At 45.9% G+C, this 12,927-nt stretch carries 10 protein-coding genes; 4 read left to right on the top strand and 6 right to left on the bottom strand.

The genetic code is table 11. The annotated features are described in order from the left end of the window. The first annotated feature begins 36 nt into the window (after nt 1-36). Nucleotides 37-1,275 carry a DUF5776 domain-containing protein gene (locus FC51_RS12515; RefSeq protein WP_225355060.1) on the top strand — a complete coding sequence of 413 codons (1,239 nt, stop codon included), beginning with the start codon at nt 37-39 and terminating at the stop codon, nt 1,273-1,275. Nucleotides 1,276-1,353: 78 nt separating this feature from the next. Here FC51_RS12515 and FC51_RS04150 read toward each other — a convergent pair whose 3' ends face one another. The 4 genes from FC51_RS04150 to uidA form a co-directional block, all read right to left on the bottom strand. After that, nucleotides 1,354-2,772 (bottom strand): NAD(P)(+) transhydrogenase (Re/Si-specific) subunit beta, encoded by a 1,419-nt coding sequence (locus FC51_RS04150; RefSeq protein ID WP_057910912.1) that lies wholly within the window; start codon nt 2,770-2,772, stop codon nt 1,354-1,356. Next, nucleotides 2,772-3,089 carry an NAD(P) transhydrogenase subunit alpha part 2 gene (locus tag FC51_RS04145; protein WP_057910911.1) on the bottom strand — a complete coding sequence of 106 codons (318 nt, stop codon included), beginning with the start codon at nt 3,087-3,089 and terminating at the stop codon, nt 2,772-2,774. Before FC51_RS04145 ends, FC51_RS04150 begins: the two co-directional genes overlap by 1 nt. Before the next feature lie 2 nt (nt 3,090-3,091). Further along, nucleotides 3,092-4,303, bottom strand: coding sequence for an NAD(P) transhydrogenase subunit alpha (locus FC51_RS04140; RefSeq protein ID WP_057910910.1), 1,212 nt, complete (start codon nt 4,301-4,303; stop codon nt 3,092-3,094). 181 nt (nt 4,304-4,484) lie between these two features. Beyond that, the gene (gene uidA / locus FC51_RS04135; protein WP_057910909.1) at nt 4,485-6,296 is read right to left on the bottom strand and encodes a beta-glucuronidase; all 1,812 of its coding nucleotides are present in this window, start codon (nt 6,294-6,296) and stop codon (nt 4,485-4,487) included. Nucleotides 6,297-6,436: 140 nt separating this feature from the next. On the opposite strand from uidA, the gene FC51_RS04130 reads away from it, so the two are divergent. Genes FC51_RS04130 through FC51_RS04120 form a run of 3 tightly spaced genes read left to right on the top strand, consistent with a single transcriptional unit; the run spans nt 6,437 to nt 11,088 of the window. Then, nucleotides 6,437-7,657 carry a helix-turn-helix domain-containing protein gene (locus tag FC51_RS04130; protein WP_057910908.1) on the top strand — a complete coding sequence of 407 codons (1,221 nt, stop codon included), beginning with the start codon at nt 6,437-6,439 and terminating at the stop codon, nt 7,655-7,657. Between the two features lie 39 nt (nt 7,658-7,696). Continuing rightward, on the top strand, nt 7,697-10,132 hold the full coding sequence (locus tag FC51_RS04125; protein ID WP_057910907.1) for a Xaa-Pro dipeptidyl-peptidase: 2,436 nt from the start codon (nt 7,697-7,699) through the stop codon (nt 10,130-10,132). Between the two features lie 44 nt (nt 10,133-10,176). Further along, nucleotides 10,177-11,088: a proline-specific peptidase family protein gene (locus FC51_RS04120; protein WP_057910906.1), complete on the top strand. Its 912-nt coding sequence runs from the start codon at nt 10,177-10,179 to the stop codon at nt 11,086-11,088. Between the two features lie 174 nt (nt 11,089-11,262). Here the strand turns inward: FC51_RS04120 and FC51_RS04115 are convergent, their stop codons facing one another. Further along, complete coding sequence (locus FC51_RS04115; RefSeq protein WP_099046970.1) at nt 11,263-11,823, bottom strand: DUF7679 family protein; 561 nt, start codon at nt 11,821-11,823, stop codon at nt 11,263-11,265. A 69-nt stretch (nt 11,824-11,892) separates the two neighbouring features. Then, nucleotides 11,893-12,879, bottom strand: a complete 987-nt coding sequence (locus FC51_RS04110) for a LacI family DNA-binding transcriptional regulator (RefSeq protein ID WP_057910905.1) — start codon at nt 12,877-12,879, stop codon at nt 11,893-11,895. Nucleotides 12,880-12,927: the final 48 nt, after the last annotated feature.

The following is a 12,927-nucleotide window of genomic DNA, read 5'->3' as shown; positions in this document are numbered from 1 at the left end:
GTCTTTCGAAACGGCACATTTCTGAAGGACGTTCAAATGGGTCAAACAATTATCTCAGGTGATGATTTTACGTATACCAACTTATCGCCACAAGTTTCTCCGACAGATCCGGAAAACCCATTTCACAGCGTCAATGCGACTGTCGTCAGCAATCCGTACACTTACTACATGATTGCCCAGTATCGTTTCTATAAGGATCCCACTAACCCGCAGCCTGTATTAAGCTACTTCATGCCATACGATATTCAAGAAGCCAAAGCGCAGCCGGTCACCGTCCAATACGTGGACTCAAACGGCAACAAGCTGCATGACCCCGTCACGATCACCGGCAATATCGACGAGTCTTTTGACCTCTCAAAAGTGCAATATAAGCTGACGATCCCGGGGTATACTTTCCAGAAATACGACCCGGCTCAAACTGGGACGATTTCCGATCAAGAACAGACGTTTAAGCTGGTGTACACCAAGAATGCCAGCCCGGTGATCCCAACCCCACCAACAACGCCAACGCCTCCGGAAACGCCAGAACAGCCCACTAATCCAAGCAAGCCAACGCCTCCGACTGAAAATCAGCAGCCAGACTACGCGACGACAACTGGCGAAGTCGTTTACTCACTCAAGAAGATTTACTTGTACAAAAATCCCACTTTCAAGAAGTCCGAGCGAATCACAAGTTACGCGAAGAAGCCCCGTGTCTTTCGGCCAATGTTTGTGGTCACCGACTATCAGCGATCAAGCCAGGGCAGGTTACGTTATAAGGTTCGAGACGTCAACCACGAAAGCAAAACCGCTGGAAAAACAGGCTATATCACCACAAAATCGACTTACGTATCGCCCGTCTATTATGAATCCAAGCCCAAATTTGTGACGGTCATCAGTCCGAATGGGGTCAACGAATATAATGAAAAGAACCTAACTGAAAAGGTCACAACGTTTAAACAGGGAACCGTCTTAAAAGTCGCATCGATTACCACTCATAATTTAACAACCCGTTATATGTTGGGAAATGGCAACTTCATTACCGCCAATCGCAAACTAGTCATGAACGGCAAGCAAAAGCAGCCCAAACGTGTGGTTGTCAAACGGGCAATTAACCGCTATAACAACGCCAACTTCTCAAAGAAAAATGGTCACTTTAAGAAGGGCGACAAGCTGGCGATTAATTTCTACACCTATAGCCACGCCACTTCGCACTCTAAATCCGGAGCCAAGCGATTTGCGGTTAAAGGTGGCTACATCACCGCTAACGCAAAATTCGTTAAAGTGTATAAGTAATGTGGCAAGTCATATGTTAAAAAGAACGGCGCAAAACTCAACGTTTTGCGCCGTTCTCCTGTACATAGACCTACTTAATTAATCCAGATACCCTTTCGTGGCTGCGATAATCTCCTGCAGTCCCTTCTTGGCATCCGAGAACATCATACTGGTCTGATCTTCACTAAACAGTGGGTTTTGAACACCGGCATATCCGGTACTCATTGACCGTTTGATGACGACAACCGACTTTGATTTGTCAACGTCCAGAATTGGCATTCCGGAAATTGCGTTTCCCTTCTCACGTGCAAGCGGGTTGGTAACATCATTAGCACCAATGACCAGTGAAACATCGGTATTTTCAAACATTGAGTTGGCATCATCCAACTGCTTCATTTGGTCGTAAGGAACGTTAACATCAGCCAACAGCACGTTCATGTGACCAGGCATCCGGCCAGCAACCGGGTGAATCGCATAATTAACGTTAATTCCAGCATCCGTCAGCAATTTTGCCAACTCAGCGACTTCATGTTGGGCCTGAGCAGCAGCTAATCCGTAGCCAGGCACAATCATGACGTTATGAGCGTATGCAAGCTGCATTCCGACATCATCAGGCGTTGTCTTCTTGATGTTAGTCGGAACATCCGCACCAGCACTGGATCCAGCGTCTGAACCACCTGTTCCAAAACCTCCGGCAAGAATGTTGGCAACTGACCGGTTCATTGCTTCGGCCATTTGCAGGGTCAAAATAGTTCCGGCAGCACCAACCAGGGCACCAGCAATGATCAAAACCTGATTATCGATAACGAATCCGGCAAAGGCAACCGCCAAACCGGTAAAGGCGTTCAAAAGCGATACGACAACCGGCATGTCGGCACCACCGATTGGCAAGGTCATCAGCAGGCCGAAGATTAAGCTGGCAAGCAATGCCAAGACCAATGGCCAGTACGCAGATGGAAAGCCAATCATCCAAACGGCAGCCACAAGGATTCCAAGAACAGCGATCCCATTAATCAGCTTATCGCCGGGAAATGAAATTGGCTTGCCAGGAACGTGACCGGATAACTTTCCAGTTGCAATCAAAGAACCTGAGAAAGTAATCCCTCCAATGACAATGTCGAGAAGGACCGGAATTGAAAAGGCCAAACTCAGTGAAGTTCCTAATGCCTCATGGGTGTAGTCGAAGATACCAATTGTGGCGGCAGCACCACCACCAACAGCATTAAATAGCGAAACCAACTGTGGCACGTCAGTCATCGGCACTTTACGCGCTTTAATAACCCCATACAAAATACCGATTAGAAGGCCGACAAACAAAACCGTCCACCCAATCAGGGTGATTTTACCGTCAGCAATAATTTCAATCAGAATCATGACGACCGCCATTGCCATCCCTAATCCAGACAGCATGTTTCCTTTTCGAGCCGTTTTCGGCGAACGCATCATGTGGACACCAACCACGTAGCAGACGGCCGACAGCAAATAAATTAACGAAGCAAGTGTTTTAAGCATTGACATTATTTGTCGCCTTCTTTGTTAGAATCTGCCGGCTTTTTTGGCCGGTTGAACATCCCCAGCATTCGGTCGGTTACCGTATAACCACCAGCAACGTTGACGGCGGCAAAAAAGGCTGCCAGGAAGGCGAGAATGTAGAAATACCAATTATTGGCTTCCGCCGCAATCACAAAGGCCCCGACAACCACGACCCCGTGAATTGCATTGGCACCGGACATCATTGGTGTTTGTAAAGTCGAAGGAATTTTACTCATGACTTCAAATCCAACTAATAGGCTCAGAACAAAAATGGCTAAATTCGTATATAACTCCTGACTCATAATCACTCATCCCCCTTGTCAGCATCTTTTGTTTCTTTGGTTGCTTCTTCAGGCGCATCTTCAGCTGGCTGCTTGGTCGGCAAATTCAACGCATCCCGCAGCCGGTCGGAAATAATTTCACCGTGGTCGGTTGCAACCAACTGGCTCATCACGTCGTCGGTTAAATCAATGTTGAGATTGCCATCCTTGTCAGCAATATCATTAATGACGGCTTGAACGTTCTTGGAGAACATTTCCGAAGCAGACGTTGCCAACTGGCTCGCTAAATTCCCCGCCCCAATAATTTTGGCACCATTTTCAGTCATCACCGTTTGACCCGGTTTTGATCCGGACACGTTACCACCTAAATCACTGGCAGCCAGATCAACGAAGACACTTGCTGATTTGGCATTATCAATCGCTTGTTGTGGTACCAACAGCGGTGGCTTTTTCCCAGGAACCTGCGCCGTTGTGATCACAATGTCGTTTTGTTTAATGAACCCAACAAGTTCGTCTTGCTGCTGCTTTTGTTCATCCGCTGAGAGCTGACGGGCATATCCGCCGGCACCAACGGCACTGACTGAACTAGTCAGAAATTCGGCTCCCAGTGATTCCACTTCACCTCGAGAAGCCGGGCGAACATCGTATCCAGAAACAATTGCGCCCAATCGCTTGGCGGTCCCGATTGCCTGAAGCCCGGCAACACCAGTTCCTAAGACCAATACTTTAGCTGGCTTGGCAGTTCCGGCAGCCGTGATCATCATCGGTAGATAGCGTGCAAATTGATCGGCCGCAACCAAAGCTGCTTTATAGCCGGCAATCGAAGCTTGTGAGCTTAACACATCCATGCTTTGGGCTCGAGAAATCGTCCGCGGCAAAAGTTCAAACGAGAGAGCCGTTACCTTTTGTTTGGCCAGTTCTTGAATAGCATCGGTATCAACCAAGGCTTTCAGCAAGCCAATCAGGATTTGGCCCTCATGAATCTTTGCGCGGGTTGCCTCATCCGGCTGATTAATAACTGCAATCAGGTTCGCTTTTGAAACCGCGTCATCCCGACTAACAACCGTTGCCCCAGCGTCAACATAGGCTTGATCAGAAAAGAACGCTTTCTCACCTGCACCTTTTTCAACCAACACTTGAAAATCCTTGTGAACCAGCTTTTCCGCCACGTCCGGCGTGATCGCCACTCGGTTCTCATCGTCAGATTCTTTCAATGTAGAAATAATCGTTGACATTAGTATGTTTCCCCCTTCACACGATTCTTTTTGTAACCGCTTAATACACATTAAGGCTAGTCTTTATTCGGGAAAATTGCAATGCTTTGTGAATAAGTTTACAAAGAAATTTCAAAAAGCCGATATCGCGCATAAAATGCGTCATATCAGCTTTCAAATCTTCAAAATTATATATATTTTGTTATTTTTTATACCCAAAATCAGGAATGTTTGTCCAACGCTTCTTCAAGTACCGGACGACCATCTTTGGTTCCCGGGACCGAGTAAAGATTCCCTTCTTATTGCCTTGTACCCGCTGGATGCCAGATTTCGTCTGGAAGTCGGCAAAGTTCCACAGCTGTTCGCCGACAAAGTGTGGGATTTCATCAAAGACTTTACTCGTCATACGATAGTAATCTTCTTGGAACTCTTCTGAAAATGGTTCGTCGTAATTACTGTGAAGCCCAGGAATCGTGTCGGCACCATATTCGGTGTACATGATGGGCTTGTCTGGGAATTTGTCGGAGTATGCCTTCAACTCATCTCGGGTTGCTTTTTCAGCGGTTGCCAAATCACCATTGGCAACGTACCAGCCGTAGTAACGATTCAACGCAATCACGTCGACTAATGATACGCAGTTGTCAGTCTTGGGATTCGCCATCATGATACTCGTGTAAGTACATGGCCGATTTTGAGGATCCAATTGACGCGCTTCATCAAACAACGGCTTGAAGTATTCATAGGCCCCCTTGGAAAAAGTTGCCGCTTCGTTTGCGATTGACCACATTGCAACACAGGCGTGGTTTTTATCACGTTCGATAATTTCTTTAATGACCTGTTTGTGAGCATCGGCCGTCTTTAATTTCGTCCAAGTATCATCTTGATAGTCGTCGCTTTCTAACATTGAAACGTCGAAACCAAAGCTAACCATCAATCCAACTGCTGGTGTTTCATCAATTACGACAATACCTTCACGATCGCATAAACGCATCATTTCTTCTGAGTATGGGTAATGCGATGTTCTAAATGAATTGGCGCCCATATCCTTCATTAAGTGAATATCCAAAACGTTAGTCGGTTCGTTGAATCCGCGACCGTGGACGTAAGAGTCTTCGTGTTTGCCAAAGCCCTTAAAGTAAAATGGTTCCCCGTTAATCAGGAACTGAGCATTTTTGACTTCAACCTTACGAACGCCAAATTCTTCGGTATAACTGTCAATTACTTGACCGTTTTTCAGTCCTTCAACTCGTGCCCGATACAGATAGGCATGCATCGGCTGCCAAAGATGCACGTCGTTAATCGTCAATGTTTGGTCAGCTGAATGGCCACTTACAACCGGCTTCCCATCTTGATCGAGAATTGTCACTTTAACGTCGTCAAATTCACCTTCAGTGGCAACTTTCACCTGAACATCTGCGCGACTGTTCTCAAGGTCGACATTTGGCACAACCGTAATATCGTTGATGTAGCTGGTTGGGGTTGAATAAATCTTCACCGGACGCTGGAGTCCCGCATAGTTGAAGAAGTCAAAGTTTTCGTCAACGTGGCGAATTTTGTGCCCCGAAGCATCAGTTGTTTCACTATAATTCCCCACTGGTAACGTGGTGTAGTCGAGAATATTGCTTAATTTAACGGTTAGCCGATTATCGTTAGCAACCAGGTAGTCATTAATTTCGACTTCAAATGGTGTGAAGCCACCCTTATGGTGCGTTATTTCTTGGCCATTCAGATAGACCCACGCCTCATGAGTCGCTGAACCAAACCGCAAAACCAGTCGTTGAGAAGCAAGCGGCTTGGCAATATCAAAACTGGTTTCATACCATACAAAGCCGTTGTGCTCGCGAATCTTCTTTGATGCCGTCTGGTCGTTAAATGATGCCGGCACTGAAACGACATCTTCAGTGGGTAATGGCTTCTTCGGATCGATCGGAGTTGTCTCCTCATCGATCATAAATTTCCAAAGACCAGATAGGTCAAGTAGTGTTCTGCTGGGTGTTGTCAGTGGGTATAGCATTGTTAAATTCCTCCATTTAATTAAAATCATCTTTTCAATATCTAAAGGATAGTCTAAAATCAAGGATGATACTTATACAATATTAACATTAATCGGACTTTCATGACTTTTATGTAACCGCTAACAAGGAGGCGTGTCGCGTGTCCCAACAAAATTCACACCAAACAGCTGAACTGATCTACTCAATCACCCACATTGACGTTGCCTTGTTTACCCAAGACGGACGCGCCTTGATCCGTCTTCAGGACAACCCAACTGCAGATCTTCAAGCGCCAGAACAACTTCAATCAATCATTGACAGCCTGAAACCGCTGGAAGTTAATCATTACCTGGTGACAAACTCGGCATTACTCACCTGGGTGGCGGTTAAATTAGCGAATCCCACCGGTACAATTGGCTTACTGGGACCATTTTTAACCGCGCCACCAACAACGACTGAAATCAACGCGATTCTGATTAAGAACAACGACACGATTAGTGAGCGCCGCCAATTAGAGCAGCGCTATCAAAGTCTGCCAGTCCTTTCATCACAAAAGATTGCCGATTTGGCCACCCTGATGATCAATCTATTTAGCCAACCGCTGATTGTCCCTCAAAAGCAGGGGCAATCAGATGACACCACCCATTTAAGGGACCAATCGATTGCCACCGTTAATTCTGATAACAAACGTCAAATCGAAGAAAACTATCTTAATGAAGAAAAGATCACCAATGCAATTGCGACTGGAAATCAAGCTGCAGTCCGGCAACTGAACACGACGATGACACGGATTTTTGACTCGTTTTCCAAGCGGATTCCCAACCAGCCACTGCGGTCATCAAAAAATATCTGTTTTGTCTTCAACACCATTTGTCGAATCGCGGCTCACCAAGGTGGCGTTCATCCAGTCTTTCTCAACGCAATTTCAGAAAAGTACGCCCTTCTGATTGAACGGCAAAATAACTTGGCTGGGCTCCACACGCTGGTCGGTTCAATGACGACTGAATATTGCCAGTTAGTCCAGGATGTTTCAACTTCCGGCGCCTCGCCAATGATCAAACGCGCGCTTGATTATATTCTCCTCAATTTGGGGCACCATATTGCGTTAGACGACATTGCGGCCGCTGTTGGCAGCCATCCATCGTACTTATCCAGAAAATTCAAGCAGGAAATCGGTCTGAGTGTGACGGACTATATCAACCAGCGGCGGATCGTCGAAGCCAAGAAATATCTGGTGCACGCTGAGCCGTCGATTACCGATATTGCCATGATCATTGGGTTTAACGATTTAACCTACTTCATTCGGGTCTTTAAGCGTTTCGTGGGCGTGACACCATCCGAATTTCGTCGCCATCCGACCGATTCAGGCCCACAAAAGTAAGGTATAATGGCTTTAACAATCATTTTCAGGAGGTAGTTTATGAAAATCAATCAGTTTGCTTATGTTCCCACGAACCATGATCAAATCGTTAAAGAGTTGGCGGATATTCAATTCTTAACCGCTCAAACGAAAAAGATGGCCGATCCAGTCATGCTGTATCGCCAATTTTTATTGAAGTTCTTTATTGAAAAGCAGGGTTTGGCCACCCGGACTCAAAAAGTTTCAAATTTGATGGCGACCCCAGAACTGAATGCTTACGCGTACACCACCACCCAAGACGCCGTCTCAAAGTTGGCCTTCTATAACGTTGGCCTACAGCTCTTAGGCTTTGAAGTCGGCCTGGACTTTGACCTCCATGATCCATTCAAATCAATGACTGAATGGAAATTGCCGGTCGCCGACGTTCCTAATACGTTGAATCGCGATCAACTCATTGATGCTTGGTACAAGCTGCTTAATACCCGAACCAAGTTTGGCCAGACACTGATTGACTATTTGGCCGGCCAAGGGTACTACCACCAATTTTTTGATGACAAAGGCACGCTCAAACGCCCATTGATCTTCAACGGTAAATCCCAAGCGGTGTTCGATACCAGCAAGCTGATTCGCGAGGTGGTTTACGTTGAAGCGCCACTGGACACCGATCACGATGGCAAACGTGACCTGCTCAAGGCAGAAATTATCCGTCCAGCCGATACAGAAGGTGGTTTGAAGGTGCCGGTTGTCTTCACGGCCAGCCCGTACGATCAAGGAACCAACGATAAACAAGCCGATGATATGACCCACGATGTCAACAAGCCCCTCACCCGCAAGGAACCGAATAACTTGAGTTATCAAGACGTTAAATTTGATTATGACCACTCAAATTTACCGGCGCCAAGACCCGTTCAGGCAACCAGTGAAGTCGCAGAAGAAACCTTCGTCAAAACCTGGACCTATACGCTAAATGATTATTTCTTGGCCAGAGGATTTGCCGTGGTTTACTCATCCGGTATTGGTACTAAGGATTCCGACGGTGTCCGCACCACCGGAACGCCCGACGAAACCATTAGTGCAACTGCAATTATTGAATGGCTCCACGGTGATCGGACCGCATTTACCAATCGGACCGACCAAGTTGGCATCAAAGCATGGTGGTCCAACGGCAACGTCGGCATGACCGGCCGTTCATACTTGGGCACCTTAGCTACAGCTGCTGCGCTGACCGGCGTTGATGGTTTCAAGACCGCCATTGTTGAAGCCGGCATTTCCAATTATTACAACTACTACCGTGAAAACGGCTTGGTCGTCGCGCCTGGCGGCTTCCAAGGTGAAGACGCTGATGTCTTAGGTGAAATCACGTTTAGCCGCGAACAATCCGCCGCTGATTACTTAAAGATTAAGGACACTTGGCTGGCACAACTGAAAAAGCTGACCAGCGGCCAAGATCGACAGTCTGGTAGTTATAACAAGTTTTGGGATAATCGAAACCTCCTGAAAAACGTCAATATCAAAGCAGATATGATGTTGGTTCACGGCTTGAATGACTGGAATGTCAAGCTCTCACATGTTTATAACCTCCGAAATACTTTAAAAAATGAAGCCATTACCCAAAAGCTCGTTCTTCACCAAGGTCAGCATGAGTATCTTAATAATTTCCGTTCAGTTGATTTTACTGATTTAGCTAACTTATGGTTAACCAACAAATTACTGGACGTCGATAACCAGGCTAATCAAGTCGTTCCTGATGTTTTGGTTCAGGATAACGCTGAACCGGAAACTTGGAATACTTATCAGGATTGGGGAAGCGATGCCGAAGTCAAGACCATTTCGTTAAACGACCAACGGTTCACGGACCTCAATGAAAATCAAAGCTTCAACGACCAGCTGCCACAAGACCTGTTTAAACAATACGTGGCTGAAACCCACAAATGGCAACACGCTTTGTTTACCAAGTCGCATTCCAAGATGGATAAGCACGCCATTAAGCTGGTTACCGAACCTTTGGATCAAGACATGATCGTCGACGGCGAAGCAAAAATTACCTTGAGGGCATTTAGCAGCGCTGATCTGGGCTTGTTGAGTGCAGCGCTGGTTGACTACGGTGACGAAAAGCGGTTAACGGCTGTCCCACAAGTCTTAGCCGCCCAAAAGATTATTACCGGCTATAATTGGCGCAAGGATGACTTGAAAGAGTTTCTACCGGAACCAAAAGTCTCCGCATACAAGAAATTTACCGATGCCCACATGAACATGCAAAACCGCACTAATAATTACAAATCAGACGATCTTAAAGCTGGCCAATACTATAACTTTGAGATGGCCTTTCAACCAACATTCTGGCGACTCTTAAAGGGCCATCAACTGGGGATCATCATTTACGCCACCGACATGGACTACACTATTCGCGGAAACCAAGACATTACCTATTCAGTTGACCTGGGCGCTTCTCAAATCGAACTTCCGTTGCTTTCCGGCAATGCTAATAACCGCTAAATGTGATATGATTTTTATAAATAAGGATAAGGATAGGTGATTATATGAAACAAGGAACAAAGATCATTACTTTGGATAACGGATATCACTTATGGACCAACACACAAGGGACCGGCGATATTCATTTGTTAGCATTACACGGTGGCCCTGGTGGTGAACATGAATACTGGGAAGACGCAGCCAAGCAACTTAAAAAGCAGGGCTTGGACGTGCAGGTGACGATGTATGATCAACTTGGCTCATGGTATTCCGATAGTCCTGATTTCAGCGATCCAAAGAACCGCGAGGACATCCTAAACTACGATTACTTCTTAAATGAAGTCGATGAAGTGCGTGATAAGCTTGGCTTGGATAACTTCTACCTCATTGGCCAATCATGGGGCGGACTGTTAGTTCAAGAATACGCCGCCAAATTTGGTCAACACTTAAAGGGTGCCATCATTTCATCAATGGTTGACCGCATCGACGACTACACTGAGCACTTGGAAGAAGTCCGCGAAAAAGCGTTAACTCCTGAACAAGTTGCTTACATGAAGGCTTGTGAAGCCAAGGGCGACTATGATAACGACAAGTACCAATCATACGTTGATATTTTGAACAAGGGTTACATCGACCGCAAGCAGCCTTCAAAACTTTCCCATTTGATCGATGTTACCAACACAGATATTTATGGCGCTTTCCAAGGCGACAACGAATTCGTTGTGACCGGAAAATTAGCAGAGTGGGACTTCACCGATCAGCTCAAAAACATTAAGGTGCCAACTCTGGTCACATTTGGTGAACACGAAACCATGCCGATTGCCACTGGAAAACGAATGGCTGAAATGATTCCAAACGCCAAATTTGTCTCAACTCCAGAAGGCGGTCACCATCATATGGTCGACAATCCAGATGTTTACTACGATCATCTGGCAACCTTCATTCGAGAAGTTGAAAGCGACACGTTTAATAAATAAATTAAATAAGCCAACTCACGATATTATCGTGCAGTCTAAAAGGCCGAATCAAAAGTGGTGAACTTTTGACTCGGCCTTTTTCTGTTGATTTGAAGTTATCTAATTAAAACGTGCGCCAAAATAGCAGCTTCCGGACGTATAAGCCCAATCGATATTTCGCCACACCTTTCCTTTTTAAACATGCCATAACCGCTTTTCCTGTGCGAACCACTGGCGTTGGCATTGCTTCAATCGAATTTGAACCCGGATCCAGGTGAGCAGCCGACAGCATCCATTTGGATGTGGCTTTTTCAAATATAACTGCCTTTGCCAATAAGTAATGTCAGCCGATATTTGACACTTGGTTAACCATTTATAATCATGACGCAAATACCGATTCACCCGCGCATAAGGTCCTGCCTTCCAATACTCGGCGGCAACAAACTGGCTTCGAGACACTGGAAATTTGTGGGCGCGAGCCGATGATAATTGATAGAATTTAATGATTCTACCAATCCCAAATGGTGGCTGGGTTTTTACTTTGAATCGTTTCCAAGCGTCCTTAGACATCTTTTTTTGGTACTTGAATTCCAGGTATGGGGCCAGTGGCACGACAATCAACGCATTTTGTAACAGATTTCTTCCTTGTGGATCCCCGTTTAATGCGTGTTGAAGATCCATCGTCAGCCGGTATTTCTTAACCATACCATTCACGTATTTGACGTCAATACACCATGGCCGCTTTATATTTGGCAAAAATTGTTTCCTCCCAACCTACGCAATTGAATGAATGACCGGATTAAAGAAATGGAAATACCGATGGTGTTATTTTCGCAACGATTCGCGCTGTAACAACTTAATCGGCAGTACATATTTGTCCAACAGCTGGTCGTCGTTTTGTTGGAGCCGGTTGAACAACAATCGGACCAACAGTTCGGCAATATCGCTGACTGGTTGAACGATGGTACTTAACTCTGGGTGATATTCCTGAACGTAATCCGACCCATCGTAGCCAATCACTTGAACATCTTTGGGAATTTGCATCCCCAGCTTACGCGCCTCTTGCATACATAACAGAGCCGTTTGATCGTCGGTACAGAAAATGCCGTCCGGATGATAACTCAGCAATTTCTCCCGCAATGTTGCCCGTCGAATCGTTGGCGTCGAATTAAATGGAAATTCTACCACTTCAACGGGAAATTTGCGATCTGCAGCAATTTTCTCAAATCCGGTGATCCGGGCATTATTCGGTGCCTTCTTTTCCAAACTGCCCGAAACCAGCATGAACTTTTTAGAGCCCTTCTCGATCATCGTCCGAGCGGCCAATTCGCCCCCAGCCTGATTATCACTGCTGACCGTCGGAATCTTATTTTGAAAATAACGGTCGGACGACACAATTGGCAACCCCGACATTTTATACTCTTCAATTCCTTCATTATGAGACCCGGTGATAATGCCATCAACCTGGTTCGCCAATAACATCTTTAAATATTGCTGCTCTTTTTCAGGATTGTCCATGCTATTGCAAATAATCGCCTTATATCCGTGTGTGAACAGTCGATTCTCAATTTCAACGACCAACTGGGCAATAAAAGGATTCTCCAAACTGGCAAAAATTAGTCCGACGAGCTTAAATTGTTTTCCCTGCAGGACACGGGCCGCTAGACTCGGTTGATAGTTCAACTGCTGCATTGCAGCGAATACCTTTTCCTTGGTATTGGCCGAAAGATATCCCCGGTCATTAATGACACGTGACACAGTTGTCACCGATACCCCTGCCAATTTTGCAACATCTGCCAACTTGGGCTGCATGAAATCACCTTCCCATCGCGTTTTATCAGTCTAAGTATAGCATATTGA

Source organism: Lentilactobacillus parabuchneri DSM 5707 = NBRC 107865, from assembly GCF_001435315.1.
Lineage (GTDB): Bacteria > Bacillota > Bacilli > Lactobacillales > Lactobacillaceae > Lentilactobacillus > Lentilactobacillus parabuchneri.
This window is presented reverse-complemented; position numbering and strand designations above follow the sequence as displayed.

Coding starts and splice junctions, on each gene's coding strand:
- FC51_RS04140 (WP_057910910.1), bottom strand. CDS start 4,303: ATGTCAACGATTATTTCTACATTGAAAGAATCTGACGATGAGAACCGA.
- FC51_RS04110 (WP_057910905.1), bottom strand. CDS start 12,879: ATGCAGCCCAAGTTGGCAGATGTTGCAAAATTGGCAGGGGTATCGGTG.
- FC51_RS04125 (WP_057910907.1), top strand. CDS start 7,697: ATGAAAATCAATCAGTTTGCTTATGTTCCCACGAACCATGATCAAATC.
- FC51_RS04145 (WP_057910911.1), bottom strand. CDS start 3,089: ATGAGTCAGGAGTTATATACGAATTTAGCCATTTTTGTTCTGAGCCTA.
- FC51_RS12515 (WP_225355060.1), top strand. CDS start 37: ATGGGTCAAACAATTATCTCAGGTGATGATTTTACGTATACCAACTTA.
- uidA (WP_057910909.1), bottom strand. CDS start 6,296: ATGCTATACCCACTGACAACACCCAGCAGAACACTACTTGACCTATCT.
- FC51_RS04150 (WP_057910912.1), bottom strand. CDS start 2,772: ATGTCAATGCTTAAAACACTTGCTTCGTTAATTTATTTGCTGTCGGCC.
- FC51_RS04120 (WP_057910906.1), top strand. CDS start 10,177: ATGAAACAAGGAACAAAGATCATTACTTTGGATAACGGATATCACTTA.